Origin of the sequence: Altererythrobacter sp. B11 (genome assembly GCF_003569745.1) — a bacterium.
Lineage (GTDB): Bacteria > Pseudomonadota > Alphaproteobacteria > Sphingomonadales > Sphingomonadaceae > Croceibacterium_C.
In genome coordinates this window covers 3,516,530-3,537,195 of the sequence record NZ_AP018498.1, presented here as the reverse complement: position 1 = coordinate 3,537,195, position 20,666 = coordinate 3,516,530, and the positions used below count along the sequence as shown (strand labels likewise).

The 20,666-nt window shown below is 68.3% G+C and carries 21 protein-coding genes and 1 pseudogene; 13 read left to right on the top strand and 9 right to left on the bottom strand.

Annotated elements, in window-relative coordinates:
• Positions 1-469 precede the first annotated feature (469 nt).
• The 3 genes and pseudogenes from AEB_RS18665 to AEB_RS16595 form a co-directional block, all read right to left on the bottom strand.
• Positions 470-724, bottom strand: a pseudogene (locus AEB_RS18665) (pilus assembly protein N-terminal domain-containing protein); the annotation flags it as partial.
• Between the two features lie 67 nt (positions 725-791).
• Positions 792-1,793 (bottom strand): Flp pilus assembly protein CpaB, encoded by a 1,002-nt coding sequence (gene cpaB, locus AEB_RS16600; RefSeq protein WP_119084126.1) that lies wholly within the window; start codon positions 1,791-1,793, stop codon positions 792-794.
• 71 nt (positions 1,794-1,864) lie between these two features.
• The gene (locus AEB_RS16595; protein ID WP_119084717.1) at positions 1,865-2,368 is read right to left on the bottom strand and encodes an A24 family peptidase; all 504 of its coding nucleotides are present in this window, start codon (positions 2,366-2,368) and stop codon (positions 1,865-1,867) included.
• Here AEB_RS16595 and AEB_RS16590 point away from each other — a divergent pair.
• Together AEB_RS16590 and AEB_RS16585 are read left to right on the top strand one after the other, a co-directional pair.
• Positions 2,279-3,418: an alpha/beta hydrolase gene (locus tag AEB_RS16590; RefSeq protein WP_331851762.1), complete on the top strand. Its 1,140-nt coding sequence runs from the start codon at positions 2,279-2,281 to the stop codon at positions 3,416-3,418. The genes AEB_RS16595 and AEB_RS16590 overlap by 90 nt on opposite strands.
• Positions 3,415-4,515: an NAD(P)/FAD-dependent oxidoreductase gene (locus tag AEB_RS16585; protein WP_119084125.1), complete on the top strand. Its 1,101-nt coding sequence runs from the start codon at positions 3,415-3,417 to the stop codon at positions 4,513-4,515. The genes AEB_RS16590 and AEB_RS16585 overlap by 4 nt, the downstream gene beginning before the upstream one ends.
• A gap of 2 nt (positions 4,516-4,517) precedes the next feature.
• Here the strand turns inward: AEB_RS16585 and rnhA are convergent, their stop codons facing one another.
• From rnhA to ispH, 3 genes are read right to left on the bottom strand one after another with little or no spacing between them, the layout of a single operon-like run.
• Positions 4,518-4,952 carry a ribonuclease HI gene (gene rnhA, locus AEB_RS16580; protein ID WP_119084124.1) on the bottom strand — a complete coding sequence of 145 codons (435 nt, stop codon included), beginning with the start codon at positions 4,950-4,952 and terminating at the stop codon, positions 4,518-4,520.
• Between the two features lie 14 nt (positions 4,953-4,966).
• Positions 4,967-5,935: a homoserine kinase gene (gene thrB / locus AEB_RS16575; protein WP_119084123.1), complete on the bottom strand. Its 969-nt coding sequence runs from the start codon at positions 5,933-5,935 to the stop codon at positions 4,967-4,969.
• Between the two features lie 7 nt (positions 5,936-5,942).
• Positions 5,943-6,914: a 4-hydroxy-3-methylbut-2-enyl diphosphate reductase gene (gene ispH, locus AEB_RS16570; protein ID WP_119084122.1), complete on the bottom strand. Its 972-nt coding sequence runs from the start codon at positions 6,912-6,914 to the stop codon at positions 5,943-5,945.
• A 75-nt stretch (positions 6,915-6,989) separates the two neighbouring features.
• Between ispH and AEB_RS16565 the strand changes: the two genes are divergently transcribed.
• The 3 genes from AEB_RS16565 (at position 6,990) to AEB_RS16555 (ending at position 10,172) form a co-directional block, all read left to right on the top strand.
• On the top strand, positions 6,990-7,640 hold the full coding sequence (locus tag AEB_RS16565) for a hypothetical protein (RefSeq protein ID WP_119084121.1): 651 nt from the start codon (positions 6,990-6,992) through the stop codon (positions 7,638-7,640).
• Between the two features lie 74 nt (positions 7,641-7,714).
• Positions 7,715-9,460 carry an arginine--tRNA ligase gene (gene argS, locus AEB_RS16560; RefSeq protein WP_119084120.1) on the top strand — a complete coding sequence of 582 codons (1,746 nt, stop codon included), beginning with the start codon at positions 7,715-7,717 and terminating at the stop codon, positions 9,458-9,460.
• Position 9,461: 1 nt separating this feature from the next.
• A complete protein-coding gene (locus tag AEB_RS16555; protein WP_119084119.1) occupies positions 9,462-10,172 on the top strand; it encodes an SPOR domain-containing protein in 711 nt (236 codons plus the stop codon).
• 6 nt (positions 10,173-10,178) lie between these two features.
• Here the strand turns inward: AEB_RS16555 and AEB_RS16550 are convergent, their stop codons facing one another.
• A complete protein-coding gene (locus AEB_RS16550) occupies positions 10,179-11,465 on the bottom strand; it encodes an MgtC/SapB family protein (protein WP_231958796.1) in 1,287 nt (428 codons plus the stop codon).
• A 172-nt stretch (positions 11,466-11,637) separates the two neighbouring features.
• On the opposite strand from AEB_RS16550, the gene nagZ reads away from it, so the two are divergent.
• The 6 genes from nagZ to tatC are packed head-to-tail and all read left to right on the top strand — an operon-like array spanning position 11,638 to position 15,692.
• Positions 11,638-12,657, top strand: a complete 1,020-nt coding sequence (gene nagZ / locus AEB_RS16545; protein ID WP_119084117.1) for a beta-N-acetylhexosaminidase — start codon at positions 11,638-11,640, stop codon at positions 12,655-12,657.
• A 14-nt stretch (positions 12,658-12,671) separates the two neighbouring features.
• Positions 12,672-13,463, top strand: coding sequence for a segregation and condensation protein A (locus AEB_RS16540; RefSeq protein ID WP_119084715.1), 792 nt, complete (start codon positions 12,672-12,674; stop codon positions 13,461-13,463).
• Positions 13,460-14,137, top strand: coding sequence for an SMC-Scp complex subunit ScpB (gene scpB / locus AEB_RS16535; protein WP_119084116.1), 678 nt, complete (start codon positions 13,460-13,462; stop codon positions 14,135-14,137). Before AEB_RS16540 ends, scpB begins: the two co-directional genes overlap by 4 nt.
• Before the next feature lie 29 nt (positions 14,138-14,166).
• Positions 14,167-14,400 carry a twin-arginine translocase TatA/TatE family subunit gene (tatA, locus tag AEB_RS16530; RefSeq protein ID WP_119084115.1) on the top strand — a complete coding sequence of 78 codons (234 nt, stop codon included), beginning with the start codon at positions 14,167-14,169 and terminating at the stop codon, positions 14,398-14,400.
• A gap of 23 nt (positions 14,401-14,423) precedes the next feature.
• Positions 14,424-14,831, top strand: coding sequence for a Sec-independent protein translocase protein TatB (gene tatB / locus AEB_RS16525; RefSeq protein ID WP_119084114.1), 408 nt, complete (start codon positions 14,424-14,426; stop codon positions 14,829-14,831).
• Between the two features lie 39 nt (positions 14,832-14,870).
• The gene (tatC, locus tag AEB_RS16520) at positions 14,871-15,692 is read left to right on the top strand and encodes a twin-arginine translocase subunit TatC (RefSeq protein ID WP_119084113.1); all 822 of its coding nucleotides are present in this window, start codon (positions 14,871-14,873) and stop codon (positions 15,690-15,692) included.
• 20 nt (positions 15,693-15,712) lie between these two features.
• Here the strand turns inward: tatC and AEB_RS16515 are convergent, their stop codons facing one another.
• Complete coding sequence (locus tag AEB_RS16515) at positions 15,713-17,407, bottom strand: amidohydrolase (protein ID WP_119084112.1); 1,695 nt, start codon at positions 17,405-17,407, stop codon at positions 15,713-15,715.
• Complete coding sequence (locus AEB_RS16510; RefSeq protein ID WP_269461550.1) at positions 17,404-18,336, bottom strand: NAD(P)-dependent oxidoreductase; 933 nt, start codon at positions 18,334-18,336, stop codon at positions 17,404-17,406. The genes AEB_RS16515 and AEB_RS16510 overlap by 4 nt, the downstream gene beginning before the upstream one ends.
• A gap of 57 nt (positions 18,337-18,393) precedes the next feature.
• Between AEB_RS16510 and AEB_RS16505 the strand changes: the two genes are divergently transcribed.
• A complete protein-coding gene (locus AEB_RS16505) occupies positions 18,394-19,644 on the top strand; it encodes a threonine ammonia-lyase (protein ID WP_119084111.1) in 1,251 nt (416 codons plus the stop codon).
• 163 nt (positions 19,645-19,807) lie between these two features.
• Positions 19,808-20,659: an arginyltransferase gene (locus AEB_RS16500; RefSeq protein ID WP_119084110.1), complete on the top strand. Its 852-nt coding sequence runs from the start codon at positions 19,808-19,810 to the stop codon at positions 20,657-20,659.
• The last annotated feature ends 7 nt before the right edge of the window (positions 20,660-20,666 follow it).

The window sequence follows — 20,666 nt, the reverse complement described above, 5'->3', positions numbered from 1 at the left end:
TGCTGAAGCCGTCGGAGCCCTCTGTCGCACCCACTCCGAGGCCGGCCGGGCTGCCGGGGGAGAACTGCGGGATCGCGTTGCCGCGACCCTGGCCGATGCCGAACTTGAATCCGCTGGTGGAGTCGATCGTGGTTAGGTTCGTGCCCAGCGTGCGTACCAGCGAGCGGCTGACTTCCGCGAAGCGCACGCGCAGGCTCACCTGCAGCGGCGTCGCCATCCGCAGGCGGGAGACCACGTTGGAGTCGGTGCCCACGAAGGCCTGCACCAGGCGTTCGGCTTCGGAAGCATCCTCGGGCGCAGCCACGGTGCCGGTCAGCAGCACGGTATTGGCGCCCATGGTGGAAACCTGGATCTTCGCGCCCGGCATCGCCAGCGCCAGCATCTGGTCGATGCTGTCGATGTTGGAGCCGACGCGGATATTGGCCGACCACACGATGCTGCCGGCTGCGTTGCTGGCATAGAGCGTCGTCTCGCCGCCGGCCTTGCCGAAGACGTAGAGCTGGCGCTGCGACTTCACCTGCACATCGGCTACGGCCTGGTTGGCGACGAAGATGTCGCTGATCGCGCCCGGCACGGTGACCAGCTGGCCACGTCCGATGGAGAGCACTATGTCCTGCGCGGGGGCGGTCACGCTCTGGGCGTGGATCGGCCCTGCGGGGACGGCGGCCAGCGGCAGCAGCGCGCAGGCGGCCGTCAGCGCGGACTTGATATAGCGGCGTTTCATGGGTTGTTCCCCGTGATGGAATGCACCGGTCTGGCGGGCATCGCTGAACTGGCGGAATGTCATGGTGTTACTTGCTCACAGCCACGGCTTCGACCGTGTTGCCGCGGGCGACGCGGACCACGGGGCCGGTGTAGCTTTCGGCCGGACCGCTGGTGACGTTGGTCACCAGCGCGGACGGCGCGCTTTCACCGCCCTGTGCAGGCATGGTGCGGCGCTGGAAGCGCGACACGTCGCCGCCGGTCACGAAGCTGCCGCTGCCATCCTGCGGACGGGCGACGGCCTTGCGCAGCAGGGCCTCTTCCTGCTCCTGCGAAGCGTTGGCCGGCATGTCCACTGCGCCGGAGGCGAGGGCACGTTCCAGGTCGCTCTGATTGTCGGCGATGGAGCGCAGCGAGAGGCTGAGCGTACCGATGGTCTGCGCCACGGTGATCTTCTCGGCGATCTTGGGCGTGGCTTCCAGCGTGACCGTGCGGATCTGGCGGACCACCGTCTTGCCATCTTCCGTCGTGGTGCTTTCGGTGGACTGGTCGGTCGCCAGCACGCGCAGATTGCGCAGGAAGGTTTCCGTCGTGGCGAGCTGCGGTCCCTGGCCGGAGACGGTCTGCGTCAGCATCAGGTCCACATGGTCGCCCGGGAAGATGAAGCCGCCGACGCCGGTCTTGGCCGAAACCGGCACGGTGACGGCGCGCATGCCCGGACCGAGAGCCGCGGCAAGGAAGCCGCGATCACCCGGCGCGACGAGCGAGCCCTGCGTCACCGGCTCACCCGCAGTGATCGGATGGCGCACCACAGTGCCGAGCAGCTTGCTCATGTCGGCTTCGCCGTCGATGAAATAGGCGTCCTGTACCATTTCCTTCGGCCACAGCTGGTAGCCGACCGAATCGGCATTGAGGATCGTCCCCACCGGCAGGGCGCGCTTGGCCACGAGCACCTTGGGCCCGTCCGGCTCGACCGGCGCGGCTTCCGCCTGCGGAGCGGCGCTGCCCGCGAACATGCTTCTGGCTGCCATGGCCGTGCCGATCGCGACGATCAGCGCCCCCAGCAGCAGTATCAGCTTCTTCCTGTCCATCGTGCCTCAAGCCCTTCGGTGCATTTGCGAATTAGGGATTTCAGTTACGTCGCAAGTGGTTAAAATCGGGTTCACCGCAAAACGGCGGCTGCGGCGGGGGATGCGGCCGTGGCGGGCACGTAGTGCATGCCCAGCACCAGCAGCGCCGCCGCAGAGATCGCGATGCCATAGGGGATCGCCAGCCGCTCACGCTGGCGCCGCATGATGTGCCAGGCGCCGAACAGGATCGTCAGCACGCCGCCCAGCAGCGCCATGATCAGGATCAGCTGCAGGAACAGCTGCGGCTGGATCCACAGCGCGAGCGCGGCCAGCAGCTTCACATCGCCGCCGCCCATCGCGCGCAGTGCGAAGAGCACGCAGAGCACGGCGAAGGTGGCGGCTGCGAGGCCAAGCTGGATGGCGACGTCGGGCCACAGCGCCATGCCGCTGGCCCACCAGAACAGCGGCGCGCCCAGCGCCACCGCGCCCGTCAGGCGGTTGGCGATCTGGCGGCTGCGGAAATCGGTGATTGCGGCGATGACCAGCGCGATTGCCAAGGCCAGCAGCAGTCCGTACTTGAATGGATCGTCCAGCATCTTGACCCCCGGGATGTCCGGCAGTCTGTTAACGCGGTCGGCTTACCAAACCGTAACCACAGCCAGGAGGTTCAAATTAGCCACGTTGCCGAGGGCAGGAGGGCGGCGTTCGATCGCCGGGCAATTCCCCATGGCGCGCGCGAGAGCCGGTGGAGCCTGGCCGATGGCCATGCGATCCGGCGGCTGGACTGGCCCGCGCCCGATGGCGCGGCGCGCGGCTCCATCCTGTTCCTGCCGGGGCGGGGCGATGCCTATGAGAAATATCTCGAAACCTGTGAGCACTGGCGCCAGCAGGGCTGGTCGGTCACGGCGGCGGACTGGCGCGGGCAGGCGGGATCGGGCCGGCTGGGGCTGGATGCCACCACCGGCCATGTCGATGATTTCGCGCTGTGGATCGGCGACCTCGCGCATTTCTGGGGCCAGTGGTGCGCCGAAACGCCCGGTCCGCATGTGCTCGCCGGCCACTCCATGGGCGGCCACCTGGTGCTGCGCGCGGCGACGGACGGCGTATTGGCGCCGCAGCCTGCGGGGCTGATCCTTTCCGCCCCGATGCTCGACGTGCTGCCCGAAGGGGTGCCGCTGGCGGTGCGGCGCCTGCTTGCCGCAATCCTCTGCCGTGTGGGCGACCCGCGCCGCCCCGCATGGAAATGGAGCGAGAAGCCGGGCGCAATTCCGCTCGGGCGGCAGGCACTGCTGACGCATGACGCCGCGCGCTATGCCGACGAGGCGTGGTGGCGCGAACAACGCCCGGAACTGGTGATGGGGCCGGGCAGCTGGGGCTGGGTGCGCGCCGCGCTGTCCTCCATCGCGGTGCTGGAGCAGCCCGGCCGGCTGGAGGCGCTGGCCATTCCCGTGGCGATTATCGCCACCAGCGCGGATCGGCTGGTTGGCATTGCCGCCATCCGCCGCGCGGCGCGGCGCCTGCCGGATGCGGAACTGACCGAGTTCGGCGGTGAGGCGGCGCATGAAGTGCTGCGCGAAGTGGATGCGGTGCGCCTTCCCGCGCTGGCGGCGATCGACCAGCTGCTCGACCGGGTGGCCGCGGCATGACGGAGCAGTTCGATGTCGTGGTGATCGGCGCCGGAATGGCGGGGGCAAGCCTGGCCGCCGAACTGGCGCCACATGCGCGGGTGCTGATCGCGGAAGCGGAGGCTTTTCCCGGCTATCACACCACCGGCCGTTCGGCGGCGTTCTGGGAAGAATGCTACGGCGGCCCGGACGTGGTGCCGCTCACCCTGGCCTCCGGACCCTATCTGCGCGAGCATGGCTTTCTTTCTCCACGCGGCGCACTCTACGTCGCGCGCGAGGGCGAGGAAGCGGAGGTGGAGGCTTTCTTCGCCCGCTTCGCCGGCACTGGGGTGGAGATCACGGCACTGGGCCGCGCGGCGCTGCGGCAGCGCCTGCCCGGCCTGCGCCCCGAATGGGGGCTGGCGATCGCCGAGCCGGCCTGCGCCGATATCGACGTGGCCGGGCTGCACCAGCATTATCTGGCAGCGGCGCGGCGCGGCGGGGTCCAGCTGCGCACTAAGGCACGGCTGACTGCGGCAGAGCGCGAGGGGGCGGGCTGGCGGCTCGCCTTCGCCGATGGATCGGAACTGCGCACGATGATCCTTGCCAATGCCGCCGGCGCCTGGGCCGATGCGGTGGCGAGCCTTGCGGGAGCGCACGCGCCGGGAATCCAGCCGCTGCGCCGTACAGTCGCCCAGCTGCGCACCGATCCCGCCCCGGCGGACGATCTGCCGCTGGTGCTGGATCTCGCTGGCAGCTTCTACTTCAAGCCCGAAAGCGGCCGCCTGTGGCTGAGCCCGCATGACGAGACGCCGAGCCCAGCCTGCGATGCAGCGCCGGAGGAGATCGACGTGGCGCTGGCGATCGACCGGTTCGAACAGGTGGTCGACTGGAAGGTGGTTGCGGTGGAGCGGAAATGGGCCGGGCTGCGCAGCTTCGCGCCCGACCGGCGGCCCGTCTATGGCCATGATCCCGCGCAGGAGGGGTTCTTCTGGTTCGCGGGGCAGGGCGGCTTCGGCATCCAGACCGCGCCCGCTGCCGCGCGGCTAGGCGCCCAATTGCTGCTCGGCCGCGGGCGGGATAACATGACCGTGGGGCTGGACGCGGGGCTTTACAGTCCGGCGCGTTTCAGCCGCTGACCTCAGGCAATGGCGCTGGCCGCGTCGCTGGCGAGCTTGTCCACCCGCTCGTTCTCCACATGGCCGTTGTGGCCGCGCACCCATTGCCAGCTGATGCGGTGGGGCGCGGCGGCTTCGATCAGATCGTGCCACAGATCGGCATTGCGAACCGGCTTCTTGCTCGCGTTGATCCAGCCCTTGCGCTGCCAGCCGTCGATCCACTTGGTCATGCCGTCGATCACATAGCGGCTGTCGGAATGAATGGTCACTTCGCAGGGTTCGATCAGCGCCTTCAGCCCGCGGATGACGGCGGTCATCTCCATGCGGTTGTTGGTCGTATCGGGCTCCGCCCCGCTCATTTCCTTCTCGTGCGGCCCCATGCGCAGCAGCACGCCCCAGCCCCCCGGACCGGGATTGCCCTTGCACGCGCCGTCGGTGAAAATTTCCACGTGTTTCATGGTTAACAAAGGCCTTAGCGCGAAAGGCCGGGGAATGCATGCCCTTCGTGTGACCGATAGAAGGACAATCGCGCCGCAAAATCCATCGGATCCTTGCGCGTCACGAGCGCATCGGCCGGGGTATGCAGCCAGTCATAGGCGCGCGTGGCCATAAAACGCATGCAGGCGCCGCGCGCCAGCAGCGGCAGGGCCGCCGTCTCGGCCGGGGAGAGAGGGCGCTTCTCAAGGTAGCCGCGCATCAATGCTTCGGCCACCGGCGGCTGGAATGTGGCACCCTTGCCGAAGCTCCAGGCGGCATGGGTCACCGCCAGGTCGTAGGCGGTGATGTCGGTACAGGCGAAATAGAAGTCGATCAGCCCGCTCACCTCGCCGCCCAGCAGCAGGACATTGTCGGGGAACAGATCCGCATGGATCACCGAACGGGGCAGGTCGCCGGGCCAGTTCGCTTCCAGGTAGGCCATTTCCTCCGCCACCATGGCAGGCAGGGAGGGGTCGATGGATCGCAGGCCGGCCTCGCCGCAGCCGTCGAACAATTCCCGCCAGTGCCGCAGTGCCATGGTGTTGGCGCGGCTGCTGCCGAAATCCGCTGCATTGCGGTGCAGCCCCGCCAGCGCCGCGCCCACCGCATGGGCTTCCGCCGCATCGGGCGCATCCACGGAAACGCCGGGCAGGAACTCGATCAGCGCCACCGCCTTGCCGCCCACCATGCGATAGGCCGCACCGGAACGATCGTGGATCGTGCGCGGCACCGGGCTGCCCTTCGCCGCCAGATGATCCAGCAGGCCGAGGAAGAAGGGCAGGTCGTCCGTCTCCACGCGGTTTTCATACATCGTCAGGATGAAGCGATCGCGCGTGGTTTCCACCAGCCAGTTGGAATTGGACACGCCCTCGGCAATGCCCTTGGCCGAAACGAGATCGCCCACATCGTACTCGCCGATCAGGGCGGCGAGCTCGGCCGCCGAAAGCGTCGTGTAAACCGCCATAGTTGGCCTAGGCCGTCAGTTCGCGGGGGAGCTTGAAGACCATCTTCTCTTCGGCGGTCACCAGCGTCTGCTCTTCCACCTCGCGCCATTCGCCCAGCCGGTCGATCACCTCGCGCACAAGCGATTCGGGGGCGGATGCACCGGCGGTGAGACCCACGGTGCCCACCCCCTCGAGCCAGGATTCCTCCAGGTCCGATCCGCGCTGGATCAGCCGGGCGGGGGTGCCGCAACGTTCCGCCACTTCCACCAGCCGCACCGAATTGGACGAATTGGGCGCGCCGATCACCAGCACCAGATCGCTGCCCGGGGCGATCGTCTTCACCGCCATTTGCCGGTTGGAGGTGGCATAGCAGATATCTTCCGCCTTCGGGCCGACGATGTCGGAGAAGCGGGCCTTCAGCGCCGCCACCACCTGCGCGGTGTCGTCCACCGAAAGCGTCGTCTGGGTCAGGAAAGCCAGCGGAACGCCTTCAGGCACCTCTACGGATGCGGCATCCTCGACCGTTTCAACCAGCGTCATCTGCCCCTGCGGCACCTGGCCGAAGGTGCCGATCACCTCGGGATGGCCGCGGTGGCCGATGAACAGGATGTGCCGCCCGGCCTCCACCTGCCGCTCGGCCTGCCGGTGGACCTTGCTCACGAGCGGGCAGGTGGCATCGACATAGATCAGCTGGCGCCGCTCGGCCTCGGCGGGCACGGCCTTGGGCACGCCATGGGCGCTGAACACCACCGGCGCATCGCCCGGCACTTCGTCCAGTTCCTCCACGAAGACGGCGCCCTTGGCGCGCAGGCTGTCCACCACGAAGCGGTTGTGCACGATCTCGTGCCGCACATAGACGGGCGCCCCGTATTTCTCGAGCGCCCGCTCAACGATCTCGATCGCACGATCCACACCGGCGCAGAAACCGCGCGGCGCGGCCACGAGCACGGTCAGCGGAAGCCGCGCCCCGGTGGCGCCATTTTGAAAGGGTGCGTTCATCACTGCCGCCCTAGCGGTTGTCGCTCCGCAGCGAAAGGGCTAGGGGCTGCTACCCGGATTGGACAAGGACCACAGATGATCCCTCGCAAGGCGTTGATCGCCGCAATCGCCACCGCCGCCGCCCTCTCCGGCTGCAAGTCCGAAGGCGACATCGTTATCGAGCAGGGCGTGGGCATCACCGCGCTGCGCAGCGTGTGCCCGGCGGTGGGCGTGCCCGATTACACCGGCGACATCACGCTGTTCTCGCCGGAAACCGCCCGCACCGCCGATGCGCTGGACCTTTCCGCCACCATCACCAACGTCCGCAGCCAGTGCGACGACAGCGGCGATCAGGTCTATTCCACCGCCACTTTCGACGTGATCGCCCTGCGGCGGAATACGCAGGGCGCCCGCACCGTGGAGCTGCCCTACTTCTCCACCGTGGTGCGCGGCGGCACGGCAGTGATCGCCAAGCGCGTCGGCACGGTGACCCTGACCTTCGCCGATGGGGAAGCGCGGGCCAAGGCCAGCGGAACCGCGGGCGCCTATGTCGATCGCGCCGCCGCCACGCTGCCGCAGGACATTCGCGAGCGGATTACCCGTCGCCGCAAGGCGGGCGAGGACGATGCCGCGGTCGATCCGCTGAGCTTGCCGGAAGTGCGCACCGCCGTGGCCCGGGCCAGCTTCGAGATGCTGATCGGCTTCCAGCTGACGGATGCGCAGCTGGCCTATAACGCCACGCGCTGAGCGGACGGCCCGGGGGCCGGCCGCGCCTGCGGCGTGGCTTCCCCGCGCCGGCCAAACAGGCTAACGGCGCGGCCATGTCCGACACGCAAACCATTTACGCCGCTTTCGCGGCCCGGATCGACGCCATCCTTTCTGCGCTGGAGAAGGAGGCGGTGCTGCCGCCGCATACCCCGCGCGACAATGTGAGCGTGGAGCCGCCGCGCGATCCCAGCCACGGCGATCTCGCCACCAATGCCGCCATGGTGCTGGCCAAGCAGGCGAAGACCAATCCGCGCGCGCTGGCGGAACGGATCGTAGAGCATCTCACCGGCGATCCGATGATCGAAAGCGCGGCGATCGCCGGGCCGGGCTTCATCAACCTGCGGCTTACCTCGGCCGACTGGCTGCGCGAACTCGGCGCAATTGCCCGGCTTGGGCATGACTACGGCCGCTCCGCCATGGGCGCGGGCAAGCGGGTGAATGTGGAATATGTCTCCGCCAATCCCACCGGCCCGATGCACATGGGCCATTGCCGCGGCGCGGTGGTGGGCGATGCGCTGTGCGCCCTGCTGGAATTCGCCGGCCACAGGGTGACGCGAGAATATTACGTCAACGATGCCGGGGCGCAGGTGCAGACCCTCGCCCGTTCGGTCCACCTGCGGTATCGCGAGGCGCTGGGCGAGGACATCGGGGCGATCCCCGAAGGCTTCTATCCCGGCGATTACCTGGTGCCGATCGGCAAGGTGCTGGCGCATGAATATGGGAATCGCTTTGTAAACGCTCCGGAAAGCGAGTGGCTGGAGCTGTTCCGCAAGACGGCCGTGGGCGCCATGATGGATATGATCCGCGGCGATCTGGAACTGCTCGGCATCCGCCACGATGTCTTCGCCAGCGAGGCGGAGCTGCAGCGCGCGGGCAAGCCCGAGGCGGCAGAAAAATGGCTGCGCGAACAGGGCCTTGTCTATGACGGTGTGCTGGAAGCGCCGAAGGGCAAGACGCTGGACGATTGGGAGCCGGTGGAGCTGCCGCTGTTCAATTCCACCCGCTTTGGCGACGATCAGGACCGGCCGATCCGCAAGAGCGACGGCAGCTGGACCTATTTCGGCGCCGATCTCGCCTACCACATGCAGAAGGCGGAAGGGGCGGACGAACTCATTGATATCTGGGGCGCTGACCACGCCGGGACGGTGAAGCGGATCAAGGCGGCGGTGGCCGCGCTGTCCGAAGGGGCCGGCAAGCCGATCCCCTTCGACGTCAAGCTGGTGCAGATGGTGCAGCTGCTGCGCGCCGGCGAGCCGGTGAAAATGTCCAAGCGTTCCGGCAACTTCATCACCATTGCCGACATGGTGGAGGAAGTGGGGAAGGACGTGGTGCGCTTCACCATGCTGACCCGCAAGCCCGAAGCGCAGATGGATTTCGACTTCGCCAAGGTGGTGGAAGCGAGCAAGGACAACCCGGTCTTCTACGTCCAGTACGCCCACGCCCGCATTCATTCGACCCTGCGCAAGGCCGCTGCGGAGGGTCTGCAACCGTCAGACACGGCTCTGCAATTGATTGGGGATGACGAACTGGCGCTGGTCAAGCTGGCAGCCCAGTTCCCGCGCGAGGTGGAGCAGGCGGCGCGCGCGCGCGAACCGCACCGGATCGCCTTCTACCTGTATGATCTCGCCGCCGCGTTCCACGCCTTCTGGAACCTGGGGAACGATGATCCGACGAAACGCATCATTGTGACACAGAATCCCGAGCTGACCGGGGGGAGGCTTTTCCTCGCCACGCAGATCGGGCAGGTGATCCGCAACGGACTCTCGCTGCTGGGGGTCGAAGCCGTCGAGGAACTCTAGGATGGTGATCTCTGCCGATGGGCGCACGGATGGGGGAACGGGCGATCCGGACGGCAGCGGCGCGGCGGGCGCGGAGGAAGAGCTGATCTTCGCCGACGCGGACGAGCGGCTGCCCTGGCTGGAATCGGACGACGATTACGAACCGGCGGGCGTCGACAGCACCCGCATCATCGCCTTCGCCGCTGGTCTGGCGGTGCTGCTGCTGCTGGTGATCGGGGGCGTCTGGTGGGTCAATCGCGACACCACCGGCGCCGACCTGGTGGCGGACGGCAGCGTGATCGAGGCGCCGGACGAACCCTACAAGACCAAGCCGGAGGATCCGGGCGGCAAGCAGGTGGCCGGCACCGGCGACACCAGTTTCGAAGTGGCCGAAGGCAAGGTGGTGGAAACCCGCATTGCCGACAAGACGCTGCCGGCCACGCCGGCCGCCGCCGAACCGAGCGCCGCGCCTTCCGCCACGCAAGACGCGGGCAGCGGCGGCGTGGGCGTGCAGGTCGGGGCCTATGCCACGCGCGAATATGCCCAGCGCGGCTGGGACACGCTGAACCGCCGCTTCGATGCCCTGAACGGCTATCACTACCGCGTGGTGGAAGCCATGGTGGACGGCACCCGCGTCTATCGCCTGCAGGCGGTGGCGGGCGATGCCACCAGCGCCTATGCCCTGTGCGAGCGGCTGAAGGCTGGCGGCGCGGATTGCCAGGTGAAGCGGTAAGCTGCCTCAGCCGAACAGACTGACGGCGCGAACGGCCAGCGTGGCCAGCAGGACGCAGAGGCTGGCAACCAGCGCCAGCCCCGCGCGGCGGCCGTTGCTGCGCCCGGCGGTGGTGAAGACGATCCCCGCCTTGAAAGCCATGTTCACGGCCACCGTGCCCGCCAGCGCAAAGCCGGCGACCTGTGCCGGCACCGCCCCCCGCGGCAGGGTGGAATAGGCGACGATTGCCGAATCGACATCGAAACTGCCGGCGATGAACAGCGAAATCGCCGCGCCCGCGTGGCCGAACTGGATTTGCGCCCAGCGCACCAGCAGCGATGCGCCTGCCACCGCCAGCAGGAAGCCGAGCGCGGGGAGCAGCGCGAAGGGGCGGGATTCCAGCGCCGTGGCGGAGGCGCTGGCGGCCTCTTCGCGCAGCCAGGTGAGCCCTGCAGCAGCACAGGCGGCCAGTGCGGCCGGCGCCAGCAGCAGCGCCACCGGCACGGCGACATCGGGCGCGAGCACGGCGGCGAGCGCCGCCACGCGCAGATACATCACCGCGCTGGCCAGCGCGATGCCGGTGGCGAAGGGGCCGGCATGGCGCTCCTTCAGCCGCGCGGCGAAGGCGGCCGTCACTGCGGTGGAGGAATAGGCGCCGCCGATCAGCGCAGTGGCGATCGTGCCGCGGTTCTCCCCGATCACCCGGTTGGCGATATAACCCGCGACCGAAAAGCCGGTGACGAACACCACCACCAGCCACAGCCGGAAGGGGTTCCAGGCGTCATAGGGGCCGAACTCCCGGTCGGGCAGGAAGGGCAGCACGGCCAGCGCGATCACCGCATAGCGGGCGATGGCGCGCACCTCCTCCGGCGTCAGCGCCTGCAGCAGGCCGTGGGTTTCCTTGCGCAGCGCGAGGATCAGCGTGGTCAGCGCCGCGCCCGCCAGCCCCAGCTCCGCATAGCCGGCCCCGGCCAGTAGGCCCAGGCACAGCGTCACCATCGCCGCGATCATGGTGGTGGCGTCGCGGCGCGTCTGGTGCACGCGCGGCCACAGGAAGGCCCCGGCCAGCAGGGCCGCCAGCGCCGCCAGCAGGATCGCGCCCAGCACCGGGGAGAGCTGCAGCGCGATGATCGCCACCAGCCCCCCGCAGCCACCGATCAGGGTGAAGGTGCGCACTCCGGCCACGCGCGTGCCGTCGGCATCCTCCCGCTGGCGCCAGCCGCGCTCGATCCCGATCAGCAGGCCGGCGGCCAGCGCGGCGAGCAGCAGGATGGCGAGATGCAGCTGCACCTCCCACGCCACGCTGTCTGCCAATCCATCCACTGCCTGTGCCCCGTTCCATGGCCGTCATCCACAGCGGTAGCCCCCGGGGCGGCGGTTCGGCAATGGCGCAGCCCCGGCGGCGGGTGCAGCCATCCACGCGCTGTCCACATCGCCGCGCCGCCGCCTGCTTGCCCGAAGCGCGCTTTCCTGCGATTTTCTCCCGATGACGCCTGCCATTTTCGGCCTCTCCGGCCTTCGCCTGACGGAAGACGAACGCGCCTTCTTTCGCGAGGCCGATCCCGCCGGCTACATCCTCTTCGGCCGCAATGTGGAAAGCCGCGGGCAATTGCGCGCGCTTACCGACGATCTGCGCACGATCCACGGGCGCGACCGCCTGCTCGTGTCGATCGATCAGGAAGGCGGCCGCGTCGCGCGGATGAAGCCGCCGGTATGGCCCGCCTTCCCGCCGGGGGAAGCCTTCGCCCGGCTGTGGGATGTCGCCCCCGCCAGCGCGATCGAGGCCGCGCGCGCCAATGCCGAAGCGCTGGGGCTGGAACTGGCCGAAGCGGGCATCACGGTGGATTATCTGCCGCTGCTGGATGTGCGGCAGGAAGGCGCGCATGATGTGATCGGCGATCGCGCGTTGGGCACGGCGCCGATGCAGGTGGCGGCGCTGGGCCGCGCGGTGCTGGATGGCCTTGCCCAGGCGGGCGTGACGGGCTGCGTCAAGCATATGCCCGGCCATGGGCGCGCGGGGGCGGACAGCCACAAGGAACTGCCCGTGGTGGAGGCCACCGAGGCGGAACTGGAAGTGGATATCGAACCCTTCCGCACGCTGGCCCATGCCCCCATCGGGATGACGGCGCATGTCCGCTACACCGCCTGGGATGCGGACAATCCCGGCACGCTGTCCCCCGTCGTGGTGGGCGAGGTGATCCGCCGACGCATCGGCTTTGGCGGCCTGCTGCTGACCGACGATATCGACATGGAGGCGCTGAGCGGCAGCGTGCCCGAACGGGCGGAGCGGGCGATTGCCGCCGGCTGCGATCTGGTGCTGAATTGCTGGGGCAGGATGGCCGATATGGAGGAAATCGCCCGCCGCCTGCCCGCCATGCCGCCCGCCACGGCGGAGCGGCTGGAGCGGGCGCTGTCTCATCCGGAAGGGGCGCAGCCTTCCGGCGATCGGGCGGAACTGGCGGCGCGGCGTGACAGCCTGCTGGATATCGCACGGGATCGCGCGTGAACGACGGCGATGCCATGCTGCGCGACCTGGCGCTCGATCCCGACCCGGAGGGGTGGGACGGGCCGGGCAGCGGCCCTTCGCCCGACGAGGCGCTGTATCTGGAACTGGATGGCTGGGAAGGGCCGCTGGACCTGCTGCTGGACCTCGCCCGACGGCAGAAGGTCGATCTCAAGACCATCTCCATCCTGGCGCTGGTGGATCAATATCTCGGCTATATCGACCGGGCAGAGGCGCTGAAGCTGGAACTGGCGGCCGATTATCTGGTGATGGCCGCCTGGCTGGCCTATCTGAAATCCGCCCTGCTGCTGCCGAAGGAGGAGCAGGAAGACCCGAGCCCCGAAGAGCTGGCCCTGCGGCTGCAGCTGCGCCTGCAGCGCCTGGGCGCCATGCGCGAGGCGGCGGCACGGCTGATGGGGCGTGACCGGATCGGACGGGACGTGTTCCTGCGCGGCGCACCCGAAGGCCTGCGAATCGACCGCAAGAATGCCTGGCAATGCGAATGGTTCGATCTCGTTGCCGCCTATGGGCAGGTGCGCCTGCGCACGGAACCGGTGGTGCATATGGTGCGCGAACGCCCGGTGATGACGCTGGATTCGGCGCTGGAGCGGGTTTCCGCCATGCTGGGCGTGCGGCTGGACTGGATGGAGCTGCGCGATTTCCTGCCCGCCCATGCCGAGCCGCGCCTGCGCAAATCGGCGCTGGCATCCAGCTTCGTGGCGGCGCTGGAACTCGCCCGGCTGGGCAAGGCGGAGCTGCGGCAGGAGGAGATCTTCGGCCCGCTCCATCTGCGCAGGCCCGCGGCATGAGCGAACGGCCCGACGATCTGGTGCGCGCGGTGGAAGCGACGCTGTTCGCCGCGGAAGAGCCGATGAGCGTGGAGCAGCTTTCCGCCCATCTGGAAGGGGCGGAGGTGCGCCCGGCGCTGCGCGAGCTGGAAGAGCATTATCGCGAACGCGGCGTGCGGCTGGTGGAACGCGGGCGGCGCTGGCAATTCCAGACCGCGCCGGACCTTGCCCACCTGCTGCGGCGGGAGCGGGAGCAGGCCCGCCGCCTGAGCCGCGCGGCCACGGAAGTGCTGGCGATCGTCGCCTATCACGAGCCGGTCAGCCGCGCGGAGATCGAGGCGATTCGCGGGGTACAGACCGCCAAGGGCACGCTGGACGTGCTGATGGAGGCGGGCTGGGTGCGCGTGGCCGGCCGCCGCGAAGTGCCGGGGCGGCCGGTGATCTATGCCACCACGCCCGATTTCCTCTCGCACTTCGGCCTCGCCAGCCGGCGCGACCTGCCGGGGATCGACGAGCTGAAGGCTGCCGGCCTGCTGGATCCGGTGGACGAAGCCTATGCCGAACTGGTCGGCGGCGGGGATGACGAAGGCGAGGCCGGTGAGGGGGATGCTGCGGAAGCGGATGAACAAAGCCCCGCCGATGTCATCACCGCGTCAGATTTCGCGCCGCTGGAAAAGCCCGAGGAAAGCGCCTAGACTGGCGTAAGCGTTTTCGGAGAGTTCCAGTGAATATCGGACCGTTTCAGATCATCATCATCGCGCTCGTGATCCTCGTCCTGTTCGGCCGCGGCCGCATCAGCGAGATGATGGGCGATTTCGGCAAGGGCGTGAAAAGCTTCCGCCAGGGCCTGAACGAGGATGAGAAGACTCCGCACAAGCCGGAGGCCGCGCGTATCGAAGGCCCTGTGCACGAGGCCAAGCCGGCGGGGGAAACCACCGCTGACAAGTCCGCGCGCTAACCGCTAACCATCAGGCGCCGCCCATGTTCGATATCGGCGCGTCAGAGCTGCTGCTTATCATAATCGTGGCCGTGGTCGTGATCGGCCCGAAGGACATGCCGCTGGCCCTCCGCACCGCGGGGCGCTGGATCGGCAAGTTCCGCCGCATGTCCAGCCAGTTCCGCGCGGGGCTGGATGCGATGGTCCGCGAGGCGGAAATGCAGGAAATGGAGCAGAAGTGGCGGGAGCAGAACGAGAAGGTGATGCGCGAGCATCCCAATGGCGGCCCGGCGGAAATGGAGCCGACCGGCGCCCTGCCGCCGCCGCGCCCTGCCACCGAGCCCGAGGGGGCGAGCGCCGAAAGCAAGGCTCCGCCGCCTCCGCCGCCACCTTCCCCCGCGCCCGCCGCACAGACTTCGCTGCCGCTGGACCAGAGCGAGGCGGAGCGGTGATGCGCAGCACGCAGGTGCAGGGTCGGAGGGGCTGAGCCCATGGCCTTCAAGATTTCCGACATTGACGATACGCAGACCCCGCTGCTCGAGCATTTGATCGAGCTGCGCAAGCGGCTGGTGCGCGCGGTGATGGCGCTGGGCGTGGCCTTCGCCTTCTGCCTCTATTTCGCGGACGATATCTTCGGCTTCCTCGTCCGCCCCCTGACCGAGGCGTTTCCGCCGGGGCAGGGGCGGCTGGTCTATACGAAGCTCTACGAAGCCTTCTTCGTGGAGATCAAGGTGGCGCTGTTCGCCGCCTTCTTCATCAGCTTTCCGATCATCGCCAACCAGATCTGGGCCTTCGTGGCGCCGGGCCTCTATGCGCGCGAGAAAAAGGCCTTCCTGCCCTTCCTGGTCGCCACGCCGGTGCTGTTCGTGCTGGGTGCCAGCCTCGCCTATTTCGTGGTGATGCCCACGGCCTTCCGCTGGTTCCTGGGCTTCCAAGGGACGACCGGCGGGCTGCAGCAGGAAGCGCTGCCGGCGATGGGCGAATATCTCGACCTCGTGATGCGCTTCATCCTGGCCTTCGGGATGAGCTTCCTGCTGCCGGTGCTGCTGATGCTGCTCAACCGGGCGGGCCTCGTCACGCGGGCGCAGCTTGTGTCCATGCGCCGCTATGCCGTGGTGCTGATCTTCATCCTCTCCGCCGTGATTACCCCGCCGGACGTGATTTCGCAGCTGATGCTGGCGGTGCCGCTGCTGGTGCTGTTCGAAGGATCGCTGCTGCTGATCTATTTCAGCGAGAAGAAGGCGGCGCAGCAGGCCGGCGCGGAAGCTGCGGCGGATAGCGAAGAGGCCGCCACCGGGAACTCCCCGAACTGACCGAGCCGGGCCTTGGCCCCTCAGCGGGTGGGGCCGGCTTCGTCTTCCTCCAGCGGCCGCGCAGGCTCCGTCCGGTCGAACAGCTTGCGCCCGCCGATCCATGTCTGGAGCACCTGCGTATCGCGGATCGCCGCCGCATCGGCGCGCAGCGGATCGCGGTCCAGCATCAGGAAATCGGCGCGCTCGCCCGGCTTCAGCTCGCCGAAATGCCCCTCGGCAAAACCGGCGAAGGCCGCGCCGGCGGTGTAGGCCGCCAGCGCCTGCTCACGGGTGACGGCTTCCTGCGGCATCCATCCGCCCTCCGGCTGACCCTCGGCATCCTGCCGGCTGATCGCGGCGGCGATGCCGGCGAAGGGCTGCGGCGGTTCCACCGGCGCGTCGGACCCGAAGGCCAGCGGCGCGCCGGCCTGCAGCAGTGAGCGCCAGGCGTAGGCCCCGGCCAGCCGGTCCGGCCCCAGCCGCGCTTCGGCCATCACCCGGTCGGACGTCTGGTGCTGCGGCTGCATGGAGGCGATGATGCCGTGCTGGCCGAAGCGGGCGATGTCCGCCGGATCGACGATCTGCGCATGTTCGATGCGCCAGCGCCGGTCCCCCTGATAATCCTGCGACAGCTCCTCGATCGCGCCCAGCGCCTCGGCATTGGCGGCATCGCCGATGGCGTGGATCGCCACCTGGAAGTTGTCCATCGCCGCGCGGCTCATCAGATTGCGCAATTGCGTGCCGTTGAGCAGCGCGAGGCCGGAATTGCCCGGATCGTCGGCATAGGGTGCCTTCAGCAGCGCCCCGCGCGAACCCAGCGCGCCGTCGAGATAGAGCTTCAGCCCGTCCAGCCGCAGCCGGTCCTCATAGAGCCACGGGGTGGGGCCGGTGCCGCCGATCAGCAGCATGGTGGGCACCGAATCGGCATAGGCCATGATGCGGATGCTCAGCCGGCCGAGATCGCCCGCGCGGCGGAAGGTCATCCAGTCTTCGATACTGGTGCCCATGTCGGCCACCGCGGTCACCCCGTTGCGGATCAGCAGCTCCTGCGCTTCGTGCAGGGCGAGATCGCGGTCCTGCGGGCGGGGCGGGGGCACGCTGCCTTCCACCAGTGCGGTGGCGGCATCCACGAACACCCCGGCCGGCACCTTGCCGCCCGGCACGCGCAGCACGCGCCCGCCTTCGGGATCGGCGGTCTTGGCCGTGACGCCCGCAGCCTTCATCGCGGCGCTGTTGGCCCAGCCGGCATGCCCGTCGATCCGCGAAAGCCACACCGGGCGATCGCCCACCACCGCGTCCAGCTCGGTAGCGGTGGGGAAGCGGCCGAGGCCCCATGCTTCCTGATCCCAGCCCCAGCCGACGATCCACGGCTGGTCGGGATGGGCAGCGGCATAGGCGGCGAGACGGGCCTGCGCCTCCTGCAGCGAACGGGTGCCCGAAAGATCGAGCGAAAGCTGCGCGAGGCCGAGCCCCATCACATGCACATGCGAATCGATCAGGCCGGGGATCACCACCCGGCCCCGCCCGTCCTCGCGGTAATCGACCTTGCCGCTCGGCTTGTCATAGCGCTTGAGAATCTCGACGATCCGTCCGTCGTCCCCGATCACCATCCCGGCAAAGCGCGTGACCTTGCCCTGCCGGTCCACGCTGAGGCCGTCGATATTGTCGACCAGCGTATCGGCCAGCGCCGCGGAGGGCAGCAGCAGGGCCAGCGCGGCGAGATAGCGCAGCTTCACGGGCGCTTCCTTTCAGGCAAATGGCGGATGAGGGCGCTGGTATCCTGCCGCGCGCCGCCCATGGCCTGCACCTGCGCATAGAACTGGTCCACCAATGCGGTGACGGGCAGGGAAAGGTCCTGCGCCTTGGCTTCGCCCAGCGCGATCGCCAGATCCTTGCGCATCCAGTCGATCGCGAAGCCGAAATCGAATTCGCCCGCGGCCATGGTGTCCCAGCGGTTTTCCATCTGCCAGCTTTGCGCCGCCCCGCCAGAAATGGCCGCCAGCACCTTCGCCATGTCCAGCCCCGCCGCATCGGCAAAGCGCACCGCCTCGGACAGCCCCGCCAGCGTGCCGGCGATGCAGATCTGGTTCACGGCCTTCGCGGCCTGCCCCGCGCCGGCCGGCCCGACATGGGTGATGCGCGCGGCATAGGCGGCGATCACCGGCTCTGCCGCCGCCATGGCGCTCTCGCTGCCGCCGCACATAACCGACAGCCGGCCGCTTTCCGCGCCCGCCTGCCCGCCCGAGACGGGGGCATCCAGCGCGGCCACGCCGCCTGCTTCGGCCGCCTGTGCGATCCGCCGCGCAAGGCCGGGCGAGACGGTGGTGTGATCCACGAACAGCGTGCCTGGCGCCATCGCCGCCAGCGCGCCCTCCGGGCCGAGTACGACCTCCGCCAGATCATCATCATTGCCCACGCAGCTCAGCACCATGGCCTTGCCCGCAGCGGCCTCCGCCGGAGTTGCGGCCATGGACACGGACAGGCCTTCGGCGCGGTGCCGTTCCACCCAGGCTTCCGCCTTACTGGTGGTGCGATTGTACACGGTGACGGCATGGCCGGCGCGGGCGAGGTGGCCTGCCATGGGGGCGCCCATCACGCCCAGGCCGAGGAAGGCGACGGTCTGTTTCTCACTCATGCCGCCCACCTGCCGGTTTGCGCCGCGCAAAGCAATCTTGCCGCTTGGCCTTTCCCTCCGGCCCGCTTTTGGTTACGCCCGCCGGCCATGAACGCCCCGCACACTCTCGCCGCCCAGCCTTCCACCGCCACGCTCGATCTGGCGGACATTCGCGCGGCGGCGCAGCGGATCGAAGGCGCGGTGATGCGCACCCCCACGCTGCACAGCCGCACGCTGTCGCAGATTTTCGGGGCGGAGATCTGGCTGAAGTTCGAAAATTTGCAGTTCACTGCCGCCTATAAGGAACGCGGGGCGCTGAATGCGCTGCTGCTGATGGACAAGGCGCAGCGCGAACGCGGCGTGATCGCGGCATCGGCCGGCAATCACGCGCAGGGCCTGTCCTACCACGGCACCCGGCTGGGCGTGCCGGTGACGATCGTGATGCCGCGCACCACCCCCACGGTGAAGGTGATGCAGACCGAAAGCGTTGGCGGCAAGGTGGTGCTGGAAGGCGAAACCTTCGACGAAGCCTATGCCCACGCCCGCAAGCTGGAAAGCGAGCTGGGGCTGACCTTCGTCCATCCGTTCGACGATCCGCATGTGGCCGCCGGGCAGGGCACGGTGGGGCTGGAAATGCTGGCGGATGCGCCGGGGCTGGAAACGCTGGTGGTGCCGATCGGCGGCGGCGGGCTGATTTCCGGCATCGGCACGGTGGCCAAGGCGCAGACCCCGCCGGTGGAAGTGATCGGCGTGCAGGCGCGGCTCTACCCCTCCATGTATGGACACATAAAGGGGGAGGCGATGCCCTGCGGCGGCGATACGCTGGCCGAAGGCATCGCGGTGAAGGAACCGGGGCAGTTCACCCGCCAGATCATCCGCCGCGTGGTGGACGATATCCTGCTGGTGGATGAAGCGGCGCTGGAAGAGGCGGTTTCGCTGCTGCTGCAGATCGAAAAGACGGTGGTGGAAGGCGCCGGCGCCGCTGGCCTGGCCGCGCTGCTGACGCATCGCGAACGGTTCGCCGGGCGCAAGGTGGGGCTGGTGCTGTGCGGCGGCAATATCGATACCCGCCTGCTGGCGAATGTGCTGCTGCGCGATCTCGCCCGTTCCGGCCGGCTGGCCCGGCTCAGGATCACGCTGCAGGATCGGCCGGGCGCGCTCTACAAGGTGATGAAGGAGTTTGACGAACACAGCGTCAATATTCTCGAAATCTATCACCAGCGCATCTTCACCAACCTGCCTGCCAAGGGGCTGGTGACCGATATCGAATGCGAAGCGCGCGATCGCCACCAGCTGGAAGGGCTGGTGGATGCGCTGCGGGCGCGGGGCTATTCTGTTAGCCATGTGGAGCTGAACTGACCCGTATCGGGGCGATTGTGCGCGGCGAGCCCGCGGACGGTGGAGAATCCACCTACAATTTCAAAGAATATTGGTTAAGACTCTTTCACCATGGGGCATGGGGAACGTAATCCTGTGCCTGTCGTAAAGATCGTCAATCGCCAGAGAGAGGCCAGCGAGAACAGTGACGGCCCCGGTCCGCTTCCCCCGCTTCTTTGTCACCAGCCCGGCGCCATGCCCTTATCTGGCGGGCAAGACCGAGCGAAAGGTGTTTACAGAGCTCAAGGGGCCGCACGCTGAACAGCTGAACGATGCGCTGGGCCGGATCGGTTTCCGCCGCAGCCAGACGGTGGCCTACCGCCCCAGCTGCCTCGATTGCCGGGCCTGCGTCTCGGTGCGTGTGGCCGCGCAGGAGTTCCGGCCTTCCGGTACGCAGCGGCGCGCGTTGCGCAGCCACGGCGATCTGGTGGTGACGGAATGCCGCCCCTGGGCCACGTCAGAACAATATGATCTGCTGCGCCGTTATCTGGCGGCGCGCCATCCCGGCGGTGGCATGGCGGCCATGGACGAGATCGACTATGCCGACATGGTGGAACACACTGCCGTTTCGAGCTTTGTGATCGAATATCGGGAGCCTACAGAGGATGGGCGGCCGGGCCGCCTGGTCGGCGCCTGCCTTACCGACCGGCAGGGTGACGGGCTGTCGATGATCTACAGCTTCTACGATCCCGATCATACGGTGCGGAGCGGGCTTGGGAACTTCATCATCCTCGACCACATCCGCCGCGCCGCCGAGGAAGACCTTCCCTATGTCTATCTCGGCTATTGGGTCGAAGGCTCGCAGCGCATGCAATACAAGGTCCGCTATCGCCCGCTGGAGCGGCTGGGGCCGACCGGCTGGCGCCGCTTTACCGATGATGAGCAGGCCCAGCTCATCGACGCCATTGCCGGCGAGGCCGGACGGCGCCTGGACAGTCCGCCGGGCAGCACAAAGGACGGCGTGCCCGGAGGGCAGAAGCTCTACAAGCTCGCCTGAGCTTTCC